Here is a 25,599-nt window from a genome sequence, read left to right as displayed (position 1 = left end):
AAAAACAATGCACAACGTGACCCTTAACAACGGCGTGGAGATGCCGATCCTCGGCTTCGGCGTCTTCCAGATTCCGGACAATGAAACCCAAGCCGCGGTCGAAGCTGCCATCGCAGCCGGCTACCGTCACTTGGATACGGCAGCGTCCTACGGCAACGAAGAGGCTGTAGGTGCAGCAATCAAGGCAAGTGGCGTGGCCCGCGAGGACCTTTTCGTCACCACCAAGCTCTGGATCCAGCACGCACCCACCGGCAACGTCCAGGACGACAGCAAGCGTGCCTTCGAGAACTCGCTGACCCGCCTCGGCCTGGACTACGTTGACCTGTACCTGATCCACCAGCCTCTCGGTGACTACTACAGCGAATGGCGGGCCATGCAGGACATCAACAAAGAAGGCCGCGCCCGTGCCATCGGTGTCTCAAACTTCCACCAGGACCGTCTCGTGGACCTCATCGACCACAACGAGATCGTCCCGGCCGTGAACCAGATCGAAACGCACCCCTTCCACCAGCGGGCAGAGGACCAAGCGCTCATGATCGAGCGAGGCGTGCAGATCGAGTCGTGGGGTCCCTTCGCCGAAGGCAAGAACGGCCTCTTCACCAACGAAACCCTCGCCGCGATCGGGAAATCCCACGGCAAATCCGTCGCTCAGGTCGTCCTGCGCTGGCTCATCCAGCGCAACATCGTCGTGATCCCCAAGTCCGTACGACCCGAGCGCATGGCACAAAACCTCGACGTCTTCGACTTCACCCTGACCGAGGAACAAATGGGTGCCATCGCTGGACTCGACACCGGCGACAGCCAGTTCTTCGACCATCGCGATCCTGCGATGGTGGGCTGGCTGGGCGGACGCCGGTACAACTAACCCGGTCACCCATGAACATGTCAAACTCATCACCTGCGATGTTCACCGCATCGAAGCCGCAGACCCCTATCCCGAGAGCTACGATGCAACGGTCGACCGCAACGTCCGTGAACAAAACGACAACGCCCGCCCCGCCATCGCCAACCCCTTGCTGGACATCGACCAGTACGACACCGTTCTGTTGGCCAGCGGCGTCTGGAATGTCCGAGCACCCATGATCATGACCACATTTACCGAGAGCTTCAACTTCACCGGCAAAACGATCCATCCAGTCACCACCCACGCAATGAGCGGGCTAGGGAACGCCAAACGCGACTACGCAACATCCTGCCCAGATGGGGTCATCGGCCAAGGACTGGCCGTGAAAGGAGAGGAAGTCACCGCCGCCGGTCCGGGCATCCAATCCTGGCTCCAAGACATCGGACTCCTCGAAAAACAGCATCCTGACAGGCCCCGCTCATTCCCAACGAACCAATCCGAAGGACCCGACCAATGAACGAACCAGCCCAAACCCGTGCGCAGCAACTCATCGGTGACTTCGCTCCCAAACTCGTCGACCTCACTGACAACGTCCTCTTCGGAGATGTGTGGGAGCGTGCCGAACTGTCCCCGCGTGACCGCAGCCTGGTCACAGTAGCAAGCCTCGTCACCAGCAGCAGCACCGCCCAACTCCGCGGACACCTCGCCCGGGCCAAAGACAACGGCCTGACCGAAACCGAGCTCAAAGAAGCCATCATCCATCTGGCCTTCTACGCAGGATGGCCCAAAGCGATGTCAGCCATCACAGTAGCCAAGGAAATCTTTAATTCCTGAAGCCGGACCGCGCCAAAATGAATAACGCTAGTTACCGACATGGTTCGCGATTCACTTCGCGCGGAGCACCCTCGCGGTTGAGTTGCGCACCACCAATTGCGGCATGAGGCGTTCGTCGGCGATGGGGGCATCCGGATTATTGAGCCGTTCCAGGGCTACTGTGCCGGCGGTCCGACCCAATTCAACAGCATGCAAGTCCACGGACGTGAGGTCAATGCCGTGCAGGTGGGCGGTCCTTGTATTGTCGTAGCCCACAAGGGATAAATCTTCGGGAATGGAGAGGCCCCGTGCGTAGGCGGCTTCGCGAACGCCAAGCGCCAACTGGTCGTTGTGGGTGAAAATCGCAGTCGGCCGGTCGGAATGGTTCAGTATCTGTGCGGCGGCGCGCTGTCCTGCATCCGGTGTGAAGTCCTCGGCTGCGACCGTCTGGGGTGAGAGCCCGGCGTCGCGCATTGTCTGCTCGTAACTCTGGCGGCGGACGACGTGGCCGTCGTAGACCGGGCCAGAAAGATGGGCGATGCGCGTATGCCCGAGGCCGAGGAGATGCTGGGTTGCCGCCCGTGCGCCCGCAAGGTCATCCGAGTACACGCTGTCCACGCCGTGCACCGGCCGGGTCACACTCACCAGGGGGACGATCCGGGCCATTTCTTGCACCCGTTCGTCTGAGTCCAGCAGCGTAGCCGCGATGATAATTCCAACACGGGCCTCAATCAGGGACTCCAGTGCGCCCGGATCCACGCCGTCCACGGACCGCGAAACGCTTAAGATGAGCCGGTTACTGTCTTGTGGTAGCGCGGTGCGGACGCCGCTAAGGACGTCAGCGTAAATCTCGTTGCGGATGTCCAGCAGATAAAGCCCGACGGCGGAACGGTGCTTGCGTGCAAGGTCGGCCGCTACCGCATTGGGCCGGTACCCGAGACGCTTGGCGGCCTCGAAGATGGCCTGCTTCGTATCGTGGCTGACACCTGGTGCGCCGCGGAAGGCGAAAGACACCAAGGTCCGGGAAACGCCCACTTCGCGCGCGACGTCGCTTTGCGTGGCGGGGCGGTGCTGAGAATCAGGAGCCATAGTTCATCCTCCCACGGGGAAAAGAATGAAAATTTGTCATTTGTTAGTTTGACCTTACATTTAAGCCTTTCGCGCGTTAGTCTGTACTTCAGGACAGGCCACTATGGCCTGCAACACACCGACAAAGGAGTCCTGATGTCTGCTACGCAAACGCAGAGCAAAGGAACCGGCAATGCTGCCCTTCCTCCGCTAACCAATGGCCCGCATCGTAAGCGACTGGGCCTTGTTGCCCTGGTCGCTACGTTCGGGGGCCTGCTGTTCGGCTACGACACTGGTGTCATCAATGGCGCGCTGAGGCCAATGACAGCCGACCTCGGACTGACACCGCTGACGGAAGGGATCGTCACCAGTTCACTGTTGTTTGGGGCAGCTGCCGGAGCAGTCGGCGGCGGGCGCCTCTCGGATAGCTGGGGCCGCAGGAAGACGATCATCCTCCTGGCCGTGCTGTTCCTCATGGGTACGCTGGCCTGTGTCTCGGCGCCAAGCTTTGAGGTAATGGTCATCGGGCGCGTCATCCTGGGCCTGGCCGTTGGCGGTGCTTCCACTGTGGTGCCCGTCTTCCTGGCCGAGCTGGCCCCCTACGAAATCCGTGGTTCCCTGGCTGGGCGGAACGAACTCATGATTGTCATCGGCCAGTTGGCTGCGTTCGTTGTCAACGCCATCATCGGCAATGTCTGGGGCGAAGTCGGCGGAGTCTGGCGCATCATGCTCGCTGTTGCCGCACTGCCCGCCATCGCACTGTTCTTTGGCATGCTGCGGATGCCGGAATCTCCACGCTGGCTCATCTCCAAGGGTAGGAACCCGGAAGCCTTGGCAGTGCTCAAGACCATTCGCTCGGAGGACCGCGCCGAGGCAGAAATGGCAGACGTGAAGCACCTGGCGGACGAAGAAAGGGCGTCGAGGGCTACCTCATGGGGCGCGCTGAAGGACAAGTGGATCCTGCGCATCATTCTTGTAGGCATTGGGCTGGGCGTTGCCCAGCAGCTGACGGGCATCAACTCGATCATGTATTACGGCCAGTCCGTACTCGTTGAGGCGGGATTCACTTCCAATGCCGCGCTCGTCGCCAACATCGCGCCCGGTGTGATCGCCGTCGTCGGCGGTGTCATTGCGCTGACGCTGATGCAGCGCGTCAACCGCCGCACAACGCTGCTCCTGGGTTTCACCCTGACTACGGTTTGCCACTTCCTCATCGGTATCGCGTCGATCGCCCTTCCGGTGGGCAATGCGGCCAGGCCTTTCGTGATCCTGTTCCTGGTGGTGGCGTTCGTGGGATCGATGCAGACATTCCTGAACATTGCTGTGTGGGTGATGCTGTCCGAGATCTTCCCGCTGCACGTCCGCGGCTTCGCCATTGGCCTGTCCGTGTTCTGCCTGTGGATCGCCAACGCCCTGCTGGGTCTCTTCTTCCCCACACTTGTTGCCGGGATGGGGATCACGGGAACGTTCTTCCTCTTTGGTGTTGTGGGCATCTTCGCCTTGGTGTTTATCTACACCCAGGTCCCCGAAACCCGTGGACGTACGCTGGAGGCTCTCGAAGAGGACGTGACCACCGGCGCCATCTACCTGGTGCACAAGAACTAGTCACTATCCCAAAACCCTCAGAAGGGAGCGGCGCTCAAGGCGTCGCTCCCTTCTGGCGGTTTTTGCGAACGTCTAGTTAGTGCACGACGGCGAAGCTCACCAGCGTGGCCCCCTCACCTTCTGCGAAGAGGGCAAGGGCGGTACTCGAGTCCGCCGGAAAGATCTGATCGGTGATGGTTGCCGTGCCATCCTGAGCGAAGACCTCGACGGAACAGCGGTCAAGGAAGATCCGAAGCCGTATCCGGCCATCTTCCAACGGCACAGTAACGCGATCCACTGACGGAAACGCCTCGTGGAATCCGACGTTGCCGGATTCTGTGCGGTCCAGGCTGAGTTCCGACGTTGCCGGGTCATAGGCCAGGACTGTGCGCTCTGCGCCTGTGGAAAAGACACCCGGCGCAGCCCCTCGCTGCGGGTCGGCCCGCAGCACGATGCCCACCCTTCCGGCATGCCCGGGCTCGAACTCGGCATCGATCCTCAGCACTTCCCCGGATACGTCTTGGGGAAGCCACGTCAGTCCGGGTTCCAGGCGTTGCCGGCCCAGTGCCATCTCCGTTCCATGGCCTTCGAAAGGGTCAATGGCATCCTGTATCAACACGGGACGCCCGCCGTGGGAAACCAGCTTCACTTCGCGAACGAGCGACATGGCGCTGCGCCAGCCGTCGGAGGGTGTGGCAGCCGCGTACTGCCAGTTGTTCATCCAGCCGATCATGAGCCGGCGTCCGTCGGGTACGTTGCTGAAGGATACAGCGGCGTAGTAGTCCCGGCCCAAGTCGAGCCAGCCGTACTCGGCCATCCGGGTGTCATCGTACTGGAGGCCTTCGGTGACGGTAGTTTCGGAATGGAACGTCACGCCGTCGAACTTTCCAACGAAGTATTGACCGCCGGAGCCGCCGGCGATACCGCCCGGGCTGAGGTTCACCACCAGAACCCACCGGGTGTTGGAGACGTCGCCGTCCACCGGAAGTTCAAACAGGTCCGGGCATTCCCACACGCCTCCGGTGGCGTTCGCCGGGCCGAAGGTGCTGAGGTATTCCCAGGACAGCAGGTCCGGTGAGCTGTACAGCACGACTTCGCGTCGGGCTGCTTCGACGGCGACCATAACCCAGTAGCTGCCGGCGTCGCCGTCGTACCAAAAGACCTTCGGATCCCGGAAGTCCGGGGAGACCCTGTCCAGCACTGGGTTCCCCGAATACTTGGTCCAAGTGGTGCCGTCGTCCGTGCTGTAGGCCAGGGACTGCGCCTGGAGGCCGGCCATGGGCGAGCCGGAGGTGTAAGCACTCGTATAGATGGCCACGAGGGGCGGGTTGTCGAGGGTGCCGAAACCGCTCGTGTTACGGACATCCACCACAGCGGAGCCGGAATAGATGGCTTCTTCGTCGTCGCAGGGGATGGCCACGGGCTGCTCTTCCCAATGCAGCAGGTCCACCGAGGTGGCGTGGCCCCAGGACATGTTGCCCCACGTATCGCCCTCCGGGTTGTGCTGGTAGAAGAGGTGGTAGACGCCATTGGAGTAGAGGAGCCCGTTGGGGTCGTTGAGCCAGTTGCGCTGCGCGGAATAGTGCCACTTGGGCCGGTAGCGGCAGTCGAGGTCGGCGGTTGTATTCATGGGAGCATTTCCCTTTCGCATGAGGGGCAAGCCGCGTCAGCCCTTGACGCCGCTGGAGGCGATGCTGTTGATGAAGGAGCGCTGGAAGGCGATGAAGAGCACCACCACCGGGACCGTGATGAGGGACGCATAAGCCATGACTTCGCCCCAAGAGACGTTGAGCTGGAAGAAGTACTGGATGCCGATCATGACGGGTCGGAGCTCCTCGGACTGGACCACCATGAGCGGCCACAGATAGGAGTTCCATGCGGGCAGGAACGTCAAGATCGCCACCGTGGCTGTCGCCGGGCCTGCCAGGGGCATCACCACCAGGCGGTAGATCTTGAACCAGCCAGCGCCGTCAATCCTTGCGGCCTCATCGAGCTCCTTCGGGATCGACTCAAAGTACTGGTGATACAGGTAGATGGAGAACGCATTGGCGATGAAGGGGATGATCTGGACCTGGTAAGTGTCCAGCCAGCCCTTGGAGATCTCAAGGCTGAACCCGTTGAGCTCAAAGAACGGCAACTGGTTCACCCACCACACCAGCGGCAGCGCCAGCGTCTGGAAGGGCACGATCAGCGTGGCCAGGATCGCCGTGAACACTATGCGCTTGCCGCGGACCTGCATCCGGGACAAGGCGAAGGCGCAGAGGCTGTTGATGAAGATCCCCAACACCACCGTGACTGCAGAAACCCCGATGGAGTTGATCAGGAAGCGGGCGGCCGGCACACGGTCAAACACAGCGGCGTAGTTGTCAAACGAGACATTGCCGATGGGCAGGAAGGCTGCCACCGAGGACATGTCCCCGAAGATCTGCTGGTCCGGCTTGAGCGAAGACACCACCATGAACAGGAGGGGGAAGGCGGCGACCACGCCAAACAGGATCCGTACGACCATGGTCCCTGCACTGCTGAGACCCTTGGATGTGAGTGTCTCTTTCATGTCAGTCCTTCTCTCGGGTCAGGTAGCGCTGCACTGCGGAGATCAGCAGCACCAGGACGAAGAATACGAGGGAGATGGCCGAGGCATAGGATGTTTCCTGCTGCTTGAAGCCCGAGCGCACCGCCTCGAAAATGATGGTGGTGGTGGAATCGAGCGGGCCGCCCTGGGTCATGACGCTGACCTGGTCGAAGAGCCCGAGTGCCTGGATGGTGATGGTCACCAGGATCAGGGTGCGGGTGTGCTTGAGGCCCGGCCAGGTCACGTAGCGGAACTGGTGCCAGCGGCTTGCCCCGTCAAGCTGGGCTGCCTCGTACAGTTCCCCGGAGATGCTCTGGAGGCCGGCGAGCCAGATGATCATGTGGAAGCCGGCGGCCTGCCAGATCGACAGGATGATGATGGCCGGCATGGACGTGGCCGGATCATTGAGCCAGTCCGGGCCATCGATCAGGCCGAAGCTGGCCGCGGACAGGAACTCATTGATCAGGCCGTCCTTGCGGTACATGAACAGCCACAGCAGGGACACCACCACCATGGACGTCACCACAGGAAGGAAGTACAGGGTGCGGAAGAAGTTCACCCCGCGGAACTTCTTGTTGATCAGCAGCGCCATCGCCAGGGCAAGGCCGGCCTGGACGGGCACCACCACAACCGCGAAGTAGCTGACGTTCAGCAGTGCCCGCCAGAACGTGGGATCTGTGAAGAGCCGGACGAAATTGTCCGCACCCACAAACTCAACAGGCCGCGGTGACACAAGGCGGGCGTTGGTGAATGCCAGGCCGAAGCCCAGGATCGCCGGGAGGAAGACAAAGAGCAGGAGTAGGGCTGCGGCGGGGGCGATCATTCCCCAGCCGGCGATCTGCTCGCGCACGTAGCGCGGGCGGCGATGGGGTTTGCTGGGCGGTGCGGCGGGGGCGGGGGCCGCCAAGCGGCGGCCAGAAGTAGGGGGAATTCGGGTGGTTGTCATGGGGGTTCTCCGTTGACAGCTGGGGCCGGGAGGTCCGACGACGACGGCAGGTGAGTGCCGCCGTCGCCGTTCCGTTCGGCTCGCCGGCTAGTTCTTGTAGCCGCCGTTGGACTTGATGTTGGCGTCGATCGCCTTGACCGCCTTGTCCAGGGCCGCCTTGGGATCCGCACCGGCCAGAATGTCCTGGACAGCCTTGCCGTATTCGGTGGCGATGAACGGGTAAGCCGGGGTTTCAGGCCGCAATACCGCGTACTCGCGGGAGAACTCCATGAAGATACGGTTGGCACCGCCCTCGGCGAACGCTGGAATCAGGGCGGCGGCTTCATTGGTGGCGGGGATGCCTCCCGTTGCCTTGATGACGGAAGCCACGTTTTCCGGCTTCAAGGAATAGGACAGGTAGTCCATCGCGGCATCCATGTTGTTGCAGCCGCTGGTGACGCCCCACTGCCAGGAAGCTCCGCCGATCTTGGGACCGTTGCCCAGGTCCACGCTGGGCATGACGACGAGCTCATCTCCGAGGGCGGCCCGGGCCTTGTCCCCAGCCCAGGAACCGGTGTAGAGGAGGCCGCTCTTGTTGTTCAGGAAGTCCTGGGTGGAGTCTTTCCCGCTCTTCGTCGCCATGAAGCCCTGATCCGCCAGTCCGCGGAACCATTTGGCCCATTCCACAGCTTTGTCGCCATTAAGGGCTCCGTCAGCCGACTGGTAATCCTGGCGGTTGATCAGGTCTCCGCCGAAGGACTGCAGGAACGGCGAGTACGCATAGGGCAGCCATTCGCCCGTTCCGGCAGTACCCATGTCCAACGGGTAATCCCATTTACCCAGTGCCTTGAGTTTGGTCAACGCGTCCTGGAACTCGTCCTTTGTCCATGGCTTCTCAAGGGTGGCGACCCGGACGCCCGCCGCAGCGAGATCGGATTTGCGGGCAAACATGGACAAGGCGACGTCGCCGTACCCAACCGCATAGGTATCGCCCTGCCACTTGGCAACGGTGCTGGGGAGGTTCTTGGAAAGGTCCGCGGACAGCTTCAGCGGCGCCAGGTACTTGGCCCATGCCCAGTTGGGAACGTTGGGTCCGTCAATGTCCACGATGCAGGGAAGTTTTCCGGCTGACGCGGCCCCAACGACGGAATCGTTGTAGGACTCCTGCGGGAAAGCCTGCACCTTGATTTGCGCCTTCGCGCCGCTGCTTTTGTTATAGGAGTCCACGATCGCCTGGGTTGCCGCCAGTTCCTCCGGGTTTCCGGCGGCGTGCGTCCACATGGTGATCTCTTTGGGGCTGTCGCTTGTGGACGAGGAGCTGCCCTTGCTGCAGGCGCCCAGGCTGCCGACGAGGGCCGCCGCAGCTATGCTGGTTGCCAGGATCCGTGTGAATCGTGTGTTCATGATTCTCAATCTTTCTGCTGTTTTGGGGTGTGGATGATTGACCCGGGTCCTTCGGGGCGCAGCCGCTGCAACGGCTGCGTCCCTTTCTTTGTGGAATCCGGTGTTGTGACGTCGTGTTTTGACGTGGTCTTTCGCGTGGGTTAGTGGCTTATGTCAGTGGGTGGTGCCACCGAGCCCCGCTCTATGACAGGGCAGATGAGTTTTTTCTGCCCCGGCGGCGTGCCGGGCTTTTCAATGTCGTCCAGAAGCCGGGTAACGGCCCAGCACCCCATCTCGTAGTGCGGAAGGGCAACCGTGGTCAGCCCCGGCCACAACGAGTCTGCGATGAGTTCGAGGTTGTCCATTCCCACCACAGAGAGGTCTTCCGGGATGCGGAGGCCTGCTGCGGAAGCTGATTGGTAGGCGCCCATGGCCATGCGGTCGTTGAAGCAGAACAGGGCAGTGGGGCGATCAGGTAAGGACAGCAGTTGTGCCGCTGCTTGCCTGCCGCCCACAGTGTCCGAGAGCGCAGAGGCGACGAGTCGGGGATCTTCCGGCAGCCCGTTGCGAATGAGGGCGTTTCGGTAGCCCTCCAGCCGTCCGTGCGTGGCCGGGATGTCGTCGATATTGTTGATCATCCCGATCCTCGTATGCCCTGCAGCAGCAAGGATTTCCACTGCACTTTCTGCGGCGGCGATTTCATCCGGGACCACTGAGGAGATTGAACTGTCAGCGGAGGCCGCGTCCARCAGCACGGTAGGGACTTCGTAGAGTTCTTCCGGAACCGTGACGCCCTGGTGGTACATACGGGCGTAAATGATCCCGTCCACCTGGTGCTGCTGGAGGGTTTGGATCTCGTGTTTCTCAAGATCGTTGTCGAGCCCCGAATTGAGCACCATCAGCAGGTAGCCCCGCTGATAGGCGGTTTCCTGGGCGCCGCGGATCATGGCCCCGGCAAAGGGTGTGGTGGTGATTTGATCACTGACGAGGCCGATGATCTGCGAACGCTGGTTCCGCAGTCCGCTCGCCAGGCGATTGGGGGCGTAGCCCAGGTCCTTGGCCACTGCCCGTACGTGTTCTTGCGTTTTGCGGTTCACGCGATCGCTGGTGGCGTCGTTGAGTGCATGGGACACCGTGGTGATTGAAACGCCGGCAGCCTTCGCCACTTCGCGGATACCTACCCTCGTCGTCATCGACAGTCCTTTGCAAAACGTTTTGGATGTTGTTTGGATCACATTACCTAAAACGTTTTGCAACTGTCAAGCAAAAAAGCACCGCAACGTCCTGGACGTCGCGGTGCTTTTTTGGGGGACGAACCTAAGCCCGCAGCCGGTACCCGCGCTTCACGACGGTTTCCACGAGCTTGCCGTCCGGAAGCGAGGAACGCAGCCGGCTGACGGTCATGTCCAGGGCATGCACGGAACCGCGGAGGTCCAGGAGGTCCGAGAGCGCTTCACGGGACAGCACCGCACCACCGGCGCCGAGCAGGGCCCGGAGCAAGAGCAAGGGCGCCGGAGCGAGTTCTACTACTTCGCCGTTGATCCGCAGGCAGCGCCCGCGGAGTTCGATGGTGGCGCTCTTGGTTTCCAGGCGGCGCACATGGTTCAGGGACAGGTGCTCGGTCACCAAGCGAATCAGTGCACCCATGCGGTAACGGTCGGGAATGAGTGGCGTCAGGCCGGCGTCGACCAGTGGCTGTGCGGTGACGGGCCCGACGGCGGCAACCGTCACGGGACCTTTGAGCGCTTCGATGAGCTGGCGGTACAGACCCATCTCGTGCGCGGTGCTCCACATTGCGTCCACTGCCGGGGCGCTGGTGAAGGTCAGGACATCAAGGTTGCCGTTGCACACGGCCTCGATCAGGCGCGGCAGTTTGTCCTCGCCGTCGGGCTTGACCCAACGGTAGGGCGTCACCGTCAGGACCCTGGCGCCGGACATCCGCAGCCGCTCCAGCTGGCGCACGTCGGTGTAGCCGTGCAGCTGCACAGCAACGGTCTTGCCCCGGACGCCTTCCACCAGGAGCATGTCCACGAGTGTCGCTGTGGTTTCGTCACTGCTGATTCCGACGTCGGCAAGTCCGGCCGCGCGGACGGCACCGCGGGCTTTGGGTCCCCGAACGAACATGCGGCAGGCCGAGAGTGTTTCCAGGAGTTGCTCGCCGATGCCGAAGGAGTCCGCTGCTTCGCACCAGCGGCGCATGCCGTAGGCCGTGGTGGCGATGCAGATATCAGGCTTGGCGGCAATGATGGTGCGGGTGTCCTCGATGAGGACCATGTCCTCCTGCACGGGCGCGATCTTCAAGGCCGGAGCATGGAGCACGCTCGCACCACGGCGTTCCAGGGCCTCGATGAGGTCCCTGGAACGGCGATGCGAGGTGACGCCTATGCGGAACCCGTCCAGCGGCGCTTCGGTAGCTTCTGAAACGTCCGTGGCGGTTGTGACGTCTTGGATTTCAAAGGCACGTGCAACAGTCATTGATTTACTTTCAGGCTTCAAGGAGAGAAGCCGCGAGTCGGCTCAGTTCAGCGGATGCTTCGGCATGATTACGGTTGGCTTCAGCCACCCGGACCACCTCGCCTATGACCAGCACGGCCGGGTTGCTGCAGCCGGTGGCTGCCGTTTCGATCGTACCCAGATCGGCGATGGTGGTGCGCTGGCCCGGGCGGTACCCGCGTTCCACCACGGCCATCGGCATGTCGGATTCCATGCCCGCGCGGCGCAGGCCGGCGGCAAGCTGCGGGAGGGTTCCGATGCCCATGAGGACAACGATCGTTCCGCCGAGTCCTGCCAGGTGCGTGTGTTCCTTCTCCGTCAGGGGAGCGTGTCCGGAAACCACGGTGAACATGTGACTGACCTCGCGGTGCGTTACCGGAATCCCGGCTGCGGCCGGAACGGAGATAGCGCTGGTGACGCCGGAAATCACGCGGACCGGAACGCCGGCGGCAACACAGGCGGCCACTTCTTCGCCGCCGCGGCCGAAGACGTATGGATCGCCGCCCTTGAGCCGGACCACATTCTTGCCCAGGAGGGCGGCTTCCACCATGAGTTTCTCAATGTCACGCTGGGTGACTTTGTGGTGCCCGGGCTGCTTTCCGACGTCCACCAACTCGCCGGAAGTCAAGTCGGCCAGCTCCTGGTACGGGGCCAGGCGATCGTAAAAGACGACGTCGGCATCGCGCAGGGCGTCCACCGCACCAACCGTGAGGAGATCCAAGGCGCCAGGTCCGCCTCCCACCAGGGTTACATGACCCTCGTTGCCTGGTGCGGGCTCGAAGGCAACCGGAATCCCGGCGCCGCCGCAGCGTTCCACCAACGGCTCCCAGCCCGTGTCGCCGTCGTCCACCACTGCTACCAGGAACGGACGCTCCGGCAGCGGACCGTCGCCGGGTGCGCCGGCAGGCGTGCTGAGACGGAACACCTTGGCCCCGGCAGCCTGGTAGCGGCGAACCGCTTGGCGGGCGGCCTTTTCGGATCCCGTGACGAGGACCTCGCGGCCTGTGAGATCAATGGTGAGCTGCATGGGTACCCCTAGTTCTCTGCGCCGACGCGTTCTGCGCCGACAGTTTCGCGGCGGACCGGGATGGTGGAGGCGATGAGCACGCCGCCCTTTTCCTCGTTCGTCGCGGGACGGATCTGGCCGCGCTCCGGAACGAAGGAGATGGACTCGTCCTTCTGGTTGGGGGCGTTGACGAAGGAACGGAAACGGCGGAGGCGCTCCGGGTCCTTCAAGGTCTCAGCCCACTCGTCCTCGTAGGTGTCGATGTGCTTGGCCATGGCGGCTTCAAGCTCTTCGGCGATACCCAGGGAGTCGTGTACCACTACTTCCTCAACGTGCTTGATGCCGCCGTCGAGCTCTTCCTGCCACCGCGCAGTGCGCTGCAGGCGGTCGGCGGTGCGGATGTAGTACATGAGGTAGCGGTCGATGTACTTCAGCAGTGTTTCGTCATCCAGGTCCTTGGCGAGCAACTGGGCGTGTGCCGGTGTGGCTCCACCGTTGCCGCCCACGTACAGGTTCCAGCCATCAGCGGTGGCAATGACGCCAACGTCCTTGCCTCGGGCCTCGGCACACTCGCGGGCGCAACCAGAGACACCCATCTTCAGCTTGTGCGGGCTGCGCAGGCCCCGGTAACGCAGTTCCAGGGCGATGGCCATGGCCACGGAATCCTGGACGCCGAAACGGCACCACGTGGACCCGACGCAGGACTTCACCGTGCGCAGGCTCTTGCCGTACGCCTGGCCGGACTCGAAGCCGGCGTCAACCAGTTCCTTCCAGATGTCCGGCAGCTGCTCCAGGCGGGCACCGAACATATCGATGCGCTGGCCACCGGTGATCTTGGTGTAAAGGTTGTACTTTTCGGCGACCGCTGCAATGACACCGAGTCCCTTCGGGGTGATTTCACCACCGGCAATACGCGGAACCACCGAGTACGTGCCGTCCTTCTGCATGTTCGCCAAAGCGCGGTCGTTGGTGTCCTGCAGGGAACCACGGCCCGCATCCAGCACGTAAGCGGAATGCTGGCTGGCCAGGATGGAGGCGATGGTCGGCTTGCAGATATCGCAACCGGCACCAGTGCCGTACTTGGCCATGATCTCCTCGAAGGAGGTCAGTTCCAGGACGCGGATGGCATCGAACAACTCCTGGCGGGACAGGCTGATGTGCTCGCAGAGGGCCTTGGAAACCTCGATGCCGGACTTCTTCAGTTCGCCTTCGAGGAGCTTCTTCAACATGGGGACACAGGAACCACACTGGGTGCCGGCACGCGTGCAGCCCTTTAGCTCGCCGAGTTCCTGGACCGGAGCGTTGCCCTCGCAGGCACCGCAACCGTTGACGGTGTCGCGAATGGTTCCGGCGGACACGTTGTTGCAGGAGCACAGGATTGCATCATCCGGAAGTTCGGTTTCCGGTGCCTCGCCGCCACCGGCAGCGCTCAGGAAGGCGCCGGGTTCGGCGGGCAGTTCGCGTCCCAGCAGCGGGCGCAGGCTCATGTAAGGGGAAGCGTCGCCGACGAAGATGCCGCCCAGGAGGGTCTTGGCATCGTCAGTGGTGACGATCTTCTGGTAGACGCCGCGGGCGGGGTCCGCATAGACGATTTCGAGCGAGTGCTCGGTGCGGGCGAAGGCGTCACCGAAGCTCGCAACATCCACGCCGGACAACTTCAGCTTGGTGGCCGTATCGAATCCCGGGAACGTGGCCTCGCCGCCATGCAGGCGGTCCGCCACGATCTCGGCCATGGTGTTTGCCGGGGCAACGAGGCCCAGGCACATCCCCTCGAAGTTGGCCACTTCACCGATGGCCCAAATACCGTCCACCTCGGTGGCACAGAAATCGTTGATCACCACGCCGCCACGCTGGCCAAGCGAGAAGAGCTGCTCTTCACCCTCTGCGGCGCGGAAGAGTTCATCCCGGGGCCGTACGCCGATGGCGACGATCACCATATCTGCCTCGATGGTGCGGCCGTCGGCCATGAGGACTCCGGTGACCTGGCCGTCGTCGTCGGACAACACCTCGGAAGGGAAGACGCCGCTGTGCACTTCGAAGCCCTTGGCCTTAATCAGGCGGCCCATCGCCTGGCCGGCGCCTTCATCCAGCTGGGTGGCCATAAGCCACTGCGAGCCGTCGATGACGATCGGGTTGGCGCCCAGCTGCTCCGTGCCGGCCGCGGACTCAAGGCCGAGGAGGCCTCCACCAATCGTGACCGCGTTGACCTTGCGGCCAAGCTTTTCCGTGAGCTCGGCGATGGCCTTGTTAATGGCCCAGACGTCCTCGAGCGTGCGGTAAACGTGAGTGAGCTCGTTGCCGGGAATGGGCAGGCGGGCAGCGTTTGAACCAGAAGCGACCACCAGGTGGTCGTATTCGTACTTGTTCCCTGCGGCCGTGATGACGCTCTTGGCGGCGACATCGATCTTGACGGCGCGCTCGCCGGTTTTCAGCGTCAATGCCTCGTGGTCCCACATGGACGCCTCGCCCAACGTGAGGTCAACGTCCATTTCCGTCAATGCCTTGCTCAACGCAACGCGGTCGTAGGGGAGGTGGGCTTCTTCGGTGAGCACCGTAACCTGCCAGCCTTCAAGACCGCGGTTGTACATTGCGTCGGCGAAACGGTGGGCCGCAGGGCCGCCTCCGACGACAACGATGCGGCGCGGGTTCTCTGTACTTGAAGTGTGTCCGGTCACTGGTGGGCCTTTCGCAGATGTTGCAGACGGATCTCCGCAACTTGTGCTTCCAGCCTAGGGACGGGCAGTTTCGCTTCAGTTTCCCCTTTGTTTCGTGATCTTAACTTCTGCATCACGAACGCATTTCGCGGGGTGTGAGGTCTCTTTTACGCACCGGACACAAATGCGGACCCCCGATGAAACACCCGCGCCCTAGCTTTGAAGAGTGGCCGCAAGCGTGGCCCGGTCCGGGGGAGTGAAGGTGGAAATTGCCAGCGCCCGGACACAGTGAGAGGGGCTGAAATGACCGTAATTCTGGACCGTGCCGACGAACTGACTACTACCGCCGTTGGCGAATGGCACCGTGTGTGCCTGGTGGACGAACTCGAAGTGGCCTGGGGCGAAGCGGCACTCATCGAGGGCCGGCAGGTAGCGTTGTTCCGCATCGCACCCGGCGAAGTCTTCGCCGTCGCACAGCAGGACCCGGCCACCCTGGCCAACGTTATGGCCCGCGGCATTATCGGGTCCCGCGGCAGCCGGCCGACCATTGCGTCGCCGCTGCACAAAGAGGTTTACGACCTCGAAACCGGGGAGTGCTTCACCGATCCGGACCTCAAGCTCGCAACCTTTGCCACCCGCCTTGTGGATGGCTACATCGAGGTCGAACTCTAAGAACCCGCCACACTCCGGCGGCTACAAGCCCAACGCTTCGCGGACATCCCGAAGGACATCGTCCAGGGATGTCCGCGCTGCTTGGCGTGCAGCGGGAAGCTCTGCTGCCGACTCCACAGCCTGGATGACCTCCAGGTAACACTTGAGCTTTGGTTCCGTGCCGCTGGGACGGATGATCACGCGACTCTGATCCCGCGTGAGGTACAAAAGCCCGTCCGTGGGCGGCAAGGATTCGCTGCCTTCGGCAAGATCGGTGAAAATCTCGACGGCGGAGCCTCCGAAGGCTTCCGGCGGGTTGACCCGCAAGCGGTTCATCATGGCGTCCAGGAGCCCCAGGTCAGCCACTCGGATGCTCAACTGGTCACTCGCGTGAAGCCCGTGCACCAGGTACAACTCATCCAAGGTGTCGAAGATCGTCTTGCCCTCGGCCTTTGCGGTTGCCGTTAATTCCGCGATCAGAACTGCCGCTGAGATGCCATCCTTGTCCCGGACCAGATCCGGCGCCACGCAGTATCCCAGCGCTTCCTCGTACCCATAGGTGAGTCCCGGAACGCGCGAAATCCACTTGAAGCCCGTGAGTGTTTCCTCATGTGCGTAGCCTGCTGCAGCCGCAATGCGTGACAACAGCCGTGAGGACACGATCGAGTTGGCGAAGACGCCTGCCCGGGGTTCTTCACCGGCGCCGGCAGCCATGCGCGCAACGATGTGTGCGCCCAGCAGCGCACCAACTTCGTCCCCGCGAAGCATCCGCCAGGCTCCGGTTGCGGGGTCAACAGCAGCAACTGCAGCCCGATCGGCGTCGGGATCGTTGGCCAGGACGATGTCGGCACCCAGGTCCGCCGCGGCCGCAAGTGCCAGGTCCAAGGCGCCGGGCTCTTCCGGATTGGGAAATGCGACGGTGGGGAAATCGGGGTCAGGTTCTGCCTGCTCAGCGACGAGGGTGACGTCCGTGAAGCCCGCTGCGTTCAGCACGGATACGGCCGTTTCGCCGCCCACACCATGCATGGGGGTGAGGACGATCTTCAGGTCCCGCGAGGGGAAGTGCTCTGCATCCACCAGACCTGCCATCGCCGCTTGGTAGTCCGTGGCAATGGAGCTGGGAAGTACTGTCCAGCCAGCCGCGGCCAGGTCGATCGACGCCAGGGTGCCCACRGCCTCAATCTTTTCCGCAATCCGGGCATCGTACGGGGCAACGATCTGTGAACCCCTGCCGCTCTCAGTCACGGCGTGCCGGCCAAGATAAACCTTGTAGCCGTTGTCCTGCGGCGGATTGTGGCTCGCGGTGACCATCACGCCGCCATCGCAATCCAGCGCCCTGACCGCATAGGCGAGCAACGGCGTCGGGAGCGCTGCCGGCATCAGGAAGGTTTCGATCCCCGCCGCCGTGAAGATCGCAGCCGTCTCTTCCGCGAAAATGTCCGAGTTATACCTGGCGTCAAAGCCGACGACGGCGCGGGGCCGGGTACCCGGCGCAGCTGCAGCGACCACTTCGGTCAGGAAAGCAGCCAAGCCGGCCGCTGCACGGCGCACCACCACCCTGTTCATCCGGTTGGGGCCCGGGCCGAGAGCCGCTCGAAGGCCGGCGGTGCCAAACTGCAGGGTGCCGTTAAAGCTGTCGCCCAATTCCTGGACTGCTCCTGCATCACCGCCGCTGGCGAGGTCGGTGAGCTCAAGRAGAGCGGCCGACGTCGTGGGGTCCGGATCGTGGGAAGCCCATTCGCGGGCGTCGGTGAGCAGCTGGTTAAGGGCGGCATCGCTTGATGTCATAGGGACAAAACTATCCTCATTGCCCACGTCAAAGGCAACGCGGGGTCAGATATGGCCCATAAATCCAGTCGCAATGGGCCACATCTGACCCCGCGTTGCTTTAGAGGGGGCGGGATCGGACGGTGAAGTCCGTGTTCCCATCCATGCTGAACACAGAAGACCCCGTGTTGTCCCAGTCCGGGAAGAAGATGTCCGAAATGACTGCCGCCCCATCCTGGGCGAAGACCTCCACGGACGAGGAATCCAGGAGGATGCGGAGGCGGACCTTGCTGTCGCTGCCGGAGGAGGGCAGCGAAACCTCGTGATAGGGGCTGAATTTCTCGGAGAAGTTGCTGGTCCCGGCCTTCGAACGGTCAACCCTTACGGTGCGCTTTTCCTTGTTGTAGGAGATACGCAGATTAGCGCTGCCGTCAGCGGATCGACGAAGGAGAATCCCTGCTTCCCGCGCAGAGGTAAGGTCCATTTCGAGCTCAATGAGCTGCGTACGACTGGCGAAATCACTGCCAAGATCCTGCACGTCCGGCCCGACGGTGAGGTTTTTGCTCTTCACCTCACCTCCGGCGTGTTCGAGTGATTCCCTCGCCACGCCGGCAATGGCCGATCGCAGTTCGAGCCGCTTCTGGCCCCGGACCAGGGTGAGTTCGCGGGGGATTGCCATGGATCCGCGCCAGGGCGTGGTGGGAACGTGTTGGGCGTAGTCCCAATTGCCCATCCAGCCAAGGAGCACGGGCTTGCCGCCGGGCGCTCCCGAGATGGAGTTTGCCGCATAGTAGTCGGCGCCATGGTCCAGCCACTGGGATTCCGTGAGCGGTGCATCCGCGGGCGCGGCGTTCTCGGCCGTGAAACGGGTGCCGTCGAATTCGCCGACGAAGTACTGCATGCCCGAGCCACCCGCGATGCCACCGGGGTTGATGCTCAGCAGCATGACCCACTTCTTCGCGGTGGAGTCCTCTACGTCCATCTGGATGAGTTCCGGCACCTCCCAGAGTCCGCCCTGGGCGCCGACTCCGGAGAAATCACTGAGGAAGTCCCAGTGGAGAAGGTCCGTGGATTTGAACATCTTCACTACCTGCGCGTCCGCCACGACAGTGGTCATCACCCAGTATCGGCCGGGCTCGTACCAAGTGATCTTGGGGTCGCGGAAGTTGTTGTTGGTCGGCGCCAGGTTCAGGACAGGGTTGCCCTTGTACTTCTGCCAGGTGCTTCCGTTGTCCAGGCTGAAGGCTATGGATTGGGCCTGCGCACCTTGTGGGAGCGCGCCGTTCTTTCCGTAGGCGCTGGTGTAGAGGGCCACCATGGGCGGGTTCTGCGCGGACCCCAGTCCGGACGCGTTGTTCTTATCCAGCACGATCGAACCGGAGAAGATTTCCTCCTGCGGGCTGGCCTCCATGGCAACAGGCTGCTGTTCCCAGTGCACCAGGTCCTTGCTGGTGGAGTGGCCCCAGGACATATTGCCCCACGAGTTCCCGCGCGGGTTGTACTGGTAGAAGGCGTGGTAGGTCCCGTCGTGGTAGACGAGGCCGTTGGGATCGTTGAGCCAGTTCTTTTCAGCAGTCAGGTGGGCTGCAGGCCGCCACGGATCCGAAGCGGATGGCCGGTGCCCGCCCGGGGTGGGGACCGACGTCGGGCTTTCCGTTGCCAGGCCAGGGCTTTCCGTTGCCGGAGCAGTGCAGGCGGCGGCGGAAAAGGCGACCACGACGGCGGCACTTGCGGCCAGCAGGTTACGGCGGGACAGGCGGGGATTGGGGTAAGTCATGGGGAGAGATCCTGGGGTTGGGGAGTGGCAGGGGTGCCGGCCCTTGTGGAGCCTGCACCCCTGCCGTGGCCTAACGGCCGGGGGTGTTGCGGCCTACTTGTAGAGTCCTTCGCCGCCAACGCGGACGTTGGTGGGCAGGTAGCCGAACGGACCAAGGCCGTTCTTGCCGAAGCTGCGGTCAACCTGCGTCACGCCACCCTGGAAGTTCATCTTCACGGTGGGGGACAGGGAGCCGCCGCGGACGCCGCCCACGTTGTCGATAAACGACTGGACGAGGCCACCGGGCTGTACGTAGTGCGAGTAAGCCTGGAACTGACGGCCGTTCTGGCGCGGGTCCGGACCCTCCGGCGCGTTGGCCGGCATGTTCAGGTCCGTGGGGGAGCCAAGGGCCAGGCCGCTGTTGTTCACCGGCTGGAAGTCGGAGCGAACGCCGTTGCCCACGAAGCCGTAGACGCCGTCCGGGCCACGCATGCCATCGGCGTAGGTGAACTGGTGGCTGATGGTGAACAGGTAGTACTTGTTCTTGCCGTTTTCGTTCTGGATGAAGATCTGCGGACGCTCAGTTTGGTCGTTGACGCAGTTGGCGGACAGGATCGGGGGCAGGAAGCTCCACTTGGTGAGGTCCTTGTTGTCGGCCACAGCCAGGCCCACGTTGGCGGTCTGGTACCAGGCACCTGTGGTGGTGTTGACCTGGTTCAGGCTCTCGGCGTGGGGATCGCCCGCTTGGTAGCCGAGGTCTTCCTGCTTGCACTTGTAATCGCCGCGCGTGCCGCCGGTGTTGCCTTCGAAGACCATGAAGGTCTTGCCCGGGTGGGCGGGGTCCGCGAAGGTGTACGGGTCACGGAATGCGAAGCCCGGGTTCTGGGCCTTGTTCTGGTACATCTTTCCGTCCGGCTCCAGCAGTTTGGTGTGCTCGAAGCCGTCGAAGGTCACGCCGTCCTGGTTGGCGTGGATGTTGCCCAGTGCCTTGGCGATGACAGCATCCGGAGCGATGCCGCCGCCGCCTGCGTTGCGCTCAGCAACGTCGTAGAACGTGGTGGCCGTGTAGAAGACGTTGATCTTGTTGCCCTGCATGAGGCGGGTGGAGCCGGACCACTCGGTGTTGCCGATGGACGTGTTGTCCAGGAACAGGTGTCCGCCGTAGTTCCACTTGTCCTTGGCAGGATCAGCGTTGGTCTTGCGGAAGAAGTACCCGATCCGGGCGTTCCAGTGGCGCTGGTCGAAACCGTAGCCGGCGTGCCGGTCAGCTACCAGGGAGAAGATGACGTCCCAGCCCTTGTAGCTGATCTGGTTCGCGTTCTCGTCCGTCAGGGACCAGGTGTCCCAAACCCAGACGTCGTCGTTCATGGCGGGGAAGTCCTTGGGGATTTCCGGCATGGTGACGTCGGGGCTCATTGAGTTCTGGCCCGGAGCAACGTTGGTGTTGCTCTGTGCCATGATCTGCTTGGCGTCCGCACGGGTCCATTTGGACGTGAAGTCGGCGGCGGGGTCGTACGCCTCCTGCGTGTGGACAGAGGGCAGTGGGAAGCCGGGCGTGGGTGCCGGCATGGTGCTCGACGGCGGGTCAGCCGGCAGGTTGGCCTGCGCAGCCGGCGTCACCAGCAGGATGCTGCCGGCCACGCTGGCTGCGGCTGCGAGGGCGGCTGCCTGTCGCAGACGGCGGCGTGGCCGTTGAAGGGTTGAGTGCGTGTTCATGCTTGCTCTTCTCGCGGAGTGTTGGACTTCGTGGAGTGGGGCGCATGCCCTGGTCCCCTGTGAAGGGGCTCGCCACTTCGGCGTCCTCTCGATCCGCTGAAGGCGTCTTCGAGGGACGCCATCGTTTCGAGGTGCGGCGATCCCTTGTGGAGTTCTCGCCGCGGCGGCTCCGATACGTCGACTTACCGGAACGACTCCCACGCTAGACGGGCTTCGCGCGACAAATCAAAGCACGTTTCGAAGGCCAAAACGGGTTGTCAGACATCTGTGTGCAAGCGCTTACATTTCTCAACGCGTGCGCGTGCCACAACTCCGCGACGGAATCAAATGTTTCGTTATAAATCAGATTTAATCTGAGAATTTGCTGTGTGTTTACTTTTGAATTGGTTCAAGTCACACAGACGATGGAGGCCTACTGGCGGTAATGGAGGGGATTGTTGGAGGTTGGCCTTCAGAGCTTCGCGATGATTTCCGCCAACAGCGTGGAGATACGCTTGCCTGCCGCTTGGCCGGCCTCGAGGACTTCGGCGTGGCTCAGTGGAACCGGGCTGATACCCGCCGCGAGGTTGGTGACCAACGAAATGCCGAAGACCTCCATGCCTGCATGGCGTCCGGCGATGGCTTCCAACGCCGTAGACATTCCCACGAGGTCCGCACCGATCCGCTTGGCGTACTGGACCTCGGCCGGTGTCTCGTAGTGAGGACCGCTGAACTGGGCGTAGACACCTTCCTGCAGTGACGGGTCCACTTCGCGGGCCAGTTGCCGGACACGTGAGGAGTAGAGGTCCGTGAGGTCCACGAACGTTGCGCCCTCAAGCGGGGACGTGGCGGTCAGGTTGATGTGGTCGCTGATGAGTACAGGCGTGCCCGGGGTCCAATCCTCATTAAGGCCACCGCAGCCATTGGTGAGGACCAGCGTCTTGCAACCTGCGGCAGCGGCGGTGCGAACGCCGTGGACGACGGAGCGGACACCCTTGCCTTCGTAGTAGTGTGTCCTGGCTCCCAGGACCAGGGCGCGCTTGCCTTCCTTGGTCAGGACGGAGCGAATGGTTCCCACATGGCCCACAACTGAAGGTTGGTGGAAGCCGGGAACCTCGGAGGCATTCAGCGTGGCCGTAGTTTCACCAATGAGATCCGCAGCTTCGGCCCAACCGGAACCGAGCACCAGGGCTACATCGTGGGACTCAACGCCAGTCTCTGCGGCAATGAAGTCCGCGGCGGCCCGGGCAGCTTCGAAAGGGTCTGTGTTCATCAGCTCAGTGTTACTCACTGGTACAAGCTACCTTGCGTGTGCGGCAATTTGATAGGGACGCCTTTTCGACACCCGGGGGTGAGGCTTGGCTGACTGGCAGCCTGCCGTGCAATGAGCGAGAATTGAGGATTGTGACCACCCAAGTTGACTTCAGTTCCCCCCGTATCGCGATTCTGGGGGGTGGTCCCGGAGGATATGAAGCCGCCATGGTGGCCGCTTCCCTCGGCGCAAAAGTCACCATCATCGAGCGGGCCGGCCTTGGCGGCTCTGCCGTGCTGACCGACGTCGTGCCTTCCAAAACCCTTATTGCCACCGCCGACCTCATGACCCGCGTTGGTGAGGCGGACGAGTTGGGCGTCAAGTTCGACGGCGACGGCGGCGGCTCCAAGCCCCGCGCCGACCTGAAGCACATCAACAACCGCGTCCTGGATCTGGCCCGTGGACAGTCGCACGACATCCGCGCGGGGCTGGAGCGCCTCGGCGTGGAGATCGTGATCGGTTCCGGCAAATTGCTGGACAACAACACGATTGAGGTGCTGACCCTTGAAGGCGTCCGCACCATCGACGCCGATGCCATCCTGCTGGCGGTGGGCGCGCACCCGCGCGAGCTCCCCACTGCCAAGCCCGACGGCGAACGCATCCTCAACTGGGCCCAGATCTACAACCTGGACGAGCTGCCCGAAGAACTGATCGTTGTGGGTTCCGGCGTCACCGGTGCCGAATTCGCCTCCGCTTACAACGGCCTCGGCTCCAAGGTCACCCTGATTTCCAGCCGCGACCAGGTCCTCCCCGGTGAGGACACGGACGCCGCCAAACTGCTGGAAGGCGTGTTCGAGCGCCGCGGCGTGCGCGTGTTGTCCCGGTCGCGGGCCAACGCGGTTGAGCGGACGGACGACGGCGTGAAGGTCACCTTGGGCGATGGATCGGTGGTCACCGGCTCGCATTGCCTGGTGTGCGTTGGTTCCATCCCCAACACGGCCGGAATCGGGCTTGAGGAAGCCGGAGTGACCTTGACGGAGTCCGGACACATCAAGGTGGATGGTGTTTCGCGCACAACTGCCCCCAACATTTACGCAGCCGGCGACTGCACGGGAGTGTTCGCGCTGGCGTCCGTGGCCGCCATGCAGGGCCGCATCGCGGTTGCACACTTCATGGGTGATGGCGTGAAGCCGCTCAAGCTCAACCAGGTGGCGTCGAACATCTTCACGTCCCCGGAAATCGCCTCCGTGGGTGTTTCCGAGGCCGATCTCGCCTCCGGCAAGTACCAGGGCGACGTCGTGATGCTCTCGCTGCTGAGCAATGCCCGCGCCAAGATGCGCAACACCAAGGATGGCTTCGTCAAGATCATCGCCCGCAAGGGATCCGGCACCGTGATTGGGGGCGTGGTGGTCGGACCGAACGCTTCCGAACTCATCTTCCCGATCTCCGTGGCCGTCACGCAGAAACTGCACGTTGACGACGTCGCCAGTGCTTTCACGGTGTACCCGTCACTGACTGGGTCCATCTGGACGGTATATATCAAGCTGTTTGTGACAGCGGGGTGGGTTGTTTGTGGTTGATGCCGGCCCGGGGAGGGACTCCGGGTGCGGTGGGCCTGCGGCGGTAGCGGTGTGGGTTGCGGGCGTAGCAGGCATCGAGTGTTGTTTGCCGTTGCCGGCGTGCTTGCTCGACCAGTCCGTAGTGGACGGTGTCTGGGGTGTAGTAGTTCAGGCCGCTGTGGCGGTGGTTGGTGTTGTAGTCCGTGAAGAACGCCGCCATGTAGTCGCGTGCGTGCTGGAGGTCCTGGAAGCGTTGTGGAAAGTCCAGGCAGTATTTGACGGTCTTGAACAGGGATTCCGAGTAGGGGTTGTCGTCGGAGACCCGTGGCCGGGAGTAGGACAGGGTGATGCCCAGGGCCCTTGCGAGGTCCAGGGTGGTTCCTGCCCGCATGGGGCCGCCGTTGTCGGCGTGGAGCACTGCAGGGCAGCGCTCGTTATCGGCCACCGCTTTCCGGATTAACGTTGCGGCCAGGGCTGCGGATTCGGTGTACTCGACGCGATGGCCGACGACCCTGCGCGAGAATACGTCCATGATTGTGTAGAGCTTGTAGGTGTGTTTTCCGGGGCCGTGGAGCATCGTGATGTCCCAGCTCCAGAGTTGGTTGGGAGCCGTGGCTTCAAGGACTGGCTTGACCCGGGCGGGGCCGGTTCCGCCGCGTTGGGCGCGGCGGTCTCCGTTTTGTCCATGGCTGGCCACGATCCGGTGGGCTGCGGCGATCGAGAATGAACAGTGGCCTTTATCGAGCATCCGGTAGTAGGCCTGGGTGACTGACAGGTTCCCGTAGTCCTGGGAGTTGAGCAGTTCCATGAACTCCTCGGATTCGGCCGGTGTGATCCGGTTTGGGTAGGCCCGGTCGGCTTGAGGGACACTGATCCCTGCCCGGACCGGCGGGTTCAGGTGCCGGTACCAGGTGGTGCGGTGCAGACCCACTAAAGCGCAGGCCTTCACCGCTGACCAGCCAGCAGCCACGAGCTTCCCGGCGAAGCTCAGGGTGACGTCTTTCCAGGCTTTGACGTCAACCATTCCGGGCGCTGGGGCTCGGGTTCCTTCAGTTCCGGATCCGTTGCCGCTGCGCTCTTGGCCATGGCGTCCAAGAGCGCGGAAGCTTTTCCCAGGATGTCCACCGCGGCCTCGGATCGGGCCAGCTTGGCTTTGAGGACCTCGTTCTCTTTCAGGACCTGTTTGAGCAGTCTCTTATCGTGTTCGCGCAATCGATGATCCTCTCTGCCTTGCTTGCTGCGGGATCTGAGCTCCCCAGTCTCGCGCTGTTGGACCCAGAGGCGAATGGTGTTATCACCGATGCCCACGGCCCGGCAGAACGCAATCCGGGAACCACGCTCGAGGCACTTGTCGTACTCATCCAGAATCGCGTGCTTTTGATCGAGAGTGAAGTGGCTCCGCTTCGAACGACGGGGAGGAACAATAAAATCCATGACGGACCTTTCCCTGCCGCGTGTATCACCTGGTGGGAACAGCAAACCTGTCACACAACAGCCTGACACACACGGCTTTCCCTGCCGCGTGTATCACCTGGTGGGAACAGCAAACCTGTCACACAACAGCCTGACACACACGG

The 25,599-nt window shown here is 62.7% G+C and carries 21 protein-coding genes; 6 read left to right on the top strand and 15 right to left on the bottom strand.

The features are described from left to right. Positions 1–7: 7 nt before the first annotated feature. The 3 genes from AB4Y87_RS21420 to AB4Y87_RS21410 are packed head-to-tail and all read left to right on the top strand — an operon-like array spanning position 8 to position 1,678. Positions 8–865 (top strand): aldo/keto reductase, encoded by an 858-nt coding sequence (locus AB4Y87_RS21420; protein WP_442006276.1) that lies wholly within the window; start codon positions 8–10, stop codon positions 863–865. Continuing rightward, the gene (locus AB4Y87_RS21415) at positions 771–1,361 is read left to right on the top strand and encodes a flavodoxin (RefSeq protein ID WP_442006275.1); all 591 of its coding nucleotides are present in this window, start codon (positions 771–773) and stop codon (positions 1,359–1,361) included. Before AB4Y87_RS21420 ends, AB4Y87_RS21415 begins: the two co-directional genes overlap by 95 nt. Continuing rightward, positions 1,358–1,678, top strand: a complete 321-nt coding sequence (locus tag AB4Y87_RS21410; RefSeq protein ID WP_442006274.1) for a carboxymuconolactone decarboxylase family protein — start codon at positions 1,358–1,360, stop codon at positions 1,676–1,678. Before AB4Y87_RS21415 ends, AB4Y87_RS21410 begins: the two co-directional genes overlap by 4 nt. 51 nt (positions 1,679–1,729) lie before the next feature. On the opposite strand, the gene AB4Y87_RS21405 is transcribed toward AB4Y87_RS21410, so the two are convergent. Then, positions 1,730–2,746: a LacI family DNA-binding transcriptional regulator gene (locus tag AB4Y87_RS21405; protein WP_442006273.1), complete on the bottom strand. Its 1,017-nt coding sequence runs from the start codon at positions 2,744–2,746 to the stop codon at positions 1,730–1,732. Positions 2,747–2,881: 135 nt separating this feature from the next. Here AB4Y87_RS21405 and AB4Y87_RS21400 point away from each other — a divergent pair, with 135 nt between their 5' ends. Further along, a complete protein-coding gene (locus tag AB4Y87_RS21400) occupies positions 2,882–4,330 on the top strand; it encodes a sugar porter family MFS transporter (protein WP_442006272.1) in 1,449 nt (482 codons plus the stop codon). Between the two features lie 76 nt (positions 4,331–4,406). Here AB4Y87_RS21400 and AB4Y87_RS21395 read toward each other — a convergent pair whose 3' ends face one another. From AB4Y87_RS21395 to nirB, 8 genes are all read right to left on the bottom strand, one after another. Beyond that, the gene (locus tag AB4Y87_RS21395) at positions 4,407–5,939 is read right to left on the bottom strand and encodes a glycoside hydrolase family 32 protein (protein WP_442006271.1); all 1,533 of its coding nucleotides are present in this window, start codon (positions 5,937–5,939) and stop codon (positions 4,407–4,409) included. Positions 5,940–5,975: 36 nt separating this feature from the next. After that, a complete protein-coding gene (locus tag AB4Y87_RS21390; RefSeq protein WP_442006270.1) occupies positions 5,976–6,863 on the bottom strand; it encodes a carbohydrate ABC transporter permease in 888 nt (295 codons plus the stop codon). 1 nt (position 6,864) lies between these two features. Continuing rightward, positions 6,865–7,827 carry a carbohydrate ABC transporter permease gene (locus AB4Y87_RS21385; RefSeq protein WP_442006269.1) on the bottom strand — a complete coding sequence of 321 codons (963 nt, stop codon included), beginning with the start codon at positions 7,825–7,827 and terminating at the stop codon, positions 6,865–6,867. A gap of 87 nt (positions 7,828–7,914) precedes the next feature. After that, positions 7,915–9,210: a sugar ABC transporter substrate-binding protein gene (locus AB4Y87_RS21380; RefSeq protein ID WP_442006268.1), complete on the bottom strand. Its 1,296-nt coding sequence runs from the start codon at positions 9,208–9,210 to the stop codon at positions 7,915–7,917. Positions 9,211–9,350: 140 nt separating this feature from the next. Then, on the bottom strand, positions 9,351–10,382 hold the full coding sequence (locus tag AB4Y87_RS21375) for a LacI family DNA-binding transcriptional regulator (RefSeq protein WP_442006267.1): 1,032 nt from the start codon (positions 10,380–10,382) through the stop codon (positions 9,351–9,353). A 124-nt stretch (positions 10,383–10,506) separates the two neighbouring features. Then, entirely contained in the window at positions 10,507–11,664 is a 1,158-nt protein-coding gene (locus AB4Y87_RS21370) for a uroporphyrinogen-III synthase (protein ID WP_442006266.1), read from the bottom strand. Positions 11,665–11,674: 10 nt separating this feature from the next. Next, entirely contained in the window at positions 11,675–12,709 is a 1,035-nt protein-coding gene (cobA, locus tag AB4Y87_RS21365; protein WP_442006265.1) for a uroporphyrinogen-III C-methyltransferase, read from the bottom strand. 8 nt (positions 12,710–12,717) lie between these two features. Then, complete coding sequence (gene nirB, locus AB4Y87_RS21360) at positions 12,718–15,363, bottom strand: nitrite reductase large subunit NirB (protein WP_442006264.1); 2,646 nt, start codon at positions 15,361–15,363, stop codon at positions 12,718–12,720. Between the two features lie 282 nt (positions 15,364–15,645). On the opposite strand from nirB, the gene nirD reads away from it, so the two are divergent. Next, positions 15,646–16,014, top strand: a complete 369-nt coding sequence (gene nirD, locus AB4Y87_RS21355; RefSeq protein ID WP_442006263.1) for a nitrite reductase small subunit NirD — start codon at positions 15,646–15,648, stop codon at positions 16,012–16,014. A 21-nt stretch (positions 16,015–16,035) separates the two neighbouring features. On the opposite strand, the gene AB4Y87_RS21350 is transcribed toward nirD, so the two are convergent. The 4 genes from AB4Y87_RS21350 to AB4Y87_RS21335 all read right to left on the bottom strand — a co-directional run bounded on the left by AB4Y87_RS21350 (position 16,036) and on the right by AB4Y87_RS21335 (position 22,484). Further along, a complete protein-coding gene (locus tag AB4Y87_RS21350) occupies positions 16,036–17,781 on the bottom strand; it encodes a phospho-sugar mutase (RefSeq protein WP_442006262.1) in 1,746 nt (581 codons plus the stop codon). A 100-nt stretch (positions 17,782–17,881) separates the two neighbouring features. Next, entirely contained in the window at positions 17,882–19,537 is a 1,656-nt protein-coding gene (locus AB4Y87_RS21345; protein WP_442006261.1) for a glycoside hydrolase family 32 protein, read from the bottom strand. Positions 19,538–19,630: 93 nt separating this feature from the next. Further along, positions 19,631–21,232 carry a glycoside hydrolase family 68 protein gene (locus tag AB4Y87_RS21340; protein ID WP_442006260.1) on the bottom strand — a complete coding sequence of 534 codons (1,602 nt, stop codon included), beginning with the start codon at positions 21,230–21,232 and terminating at the stop codon, positions 19,631–19,633. 451 nt (positions 21,233–21,683) lie between these two features. Next, positions 21,684–22,484: a purine-nucleoside phosphorylase gene (locus tag AB4Y87_RS21335; protein WP_416418752.1), complete on the bottom strand. Its 801-nt coding sequence runs from the start codon at positions 22,482–22,484 to the stop codon at positions 21,684–21,686. Positions 22,485–22,615: 131 nt separating this feature from the next. Here AB4Y87_RS21335 and AB4Y87_RS21330 point away from each other — a divergent pair, with 131 nt between their 5' ends. Beyond that, the gene (locus tag AB4Y87_RS21330; RefSeq protein WP_442006259.1) at positions 22,616–24,043 is read left to right on the top strand and encodes an NAD(P)H-quinone dehydrogenase; all 1,428 of its coding nucleotides are present in this window, start codon (positions 22,616–22,618) and stop codon (positions 24,041–24,043) included. Here the strand turns inward: AB4Y87_RS21330 and AB4Y87_RS21325 are convergent. Next, positions 24,003–25,046 carry an IS3 family transposase gene (locus tag AB4Y87_RS21325; RefSeq protein ID WP_442006258.1) on the bottom strand — a complete coding sequence of 348 codons (1,044 nt, stop codon included), beginning with the start codon at positions 25,044–25,046 and terminating at the stop codon, positions 24,003–24,005. The genes AB4Y87_RS21330 and AB4Y87_RS21325 overlap by 41 nt on opposite strands. Then, entirely contained in the window at positions 25,010–25,456 is a 447-nt protein-coding gene (locus AB4Y87_RS21320; protein WP_442006257.1) for a hypothetical protein, read from the bottom strand. Before AB4Y87_RS21320 ends, AB4Y87_RS21325 begins: the two co-directional genes overlap by 37 nt. Positions 25,457–25,599: the final 143 nt, after the last annotated feature.

The sequence above is a fragment of the Paenarthrobacter sp. RAF54_2 genome (genome assembly GCF_052113945.1).
Lineage (GTDB): Bacteria > Actinomycetota > Actinomycetes > Actinomycetales > Micrococcaceae > Arthrobacter.
The sequence above is the reverse complement of the archived record's forward strand: the minus strand, read 5'-3'. Positions and strand labels throughout refer to the sequence as shown.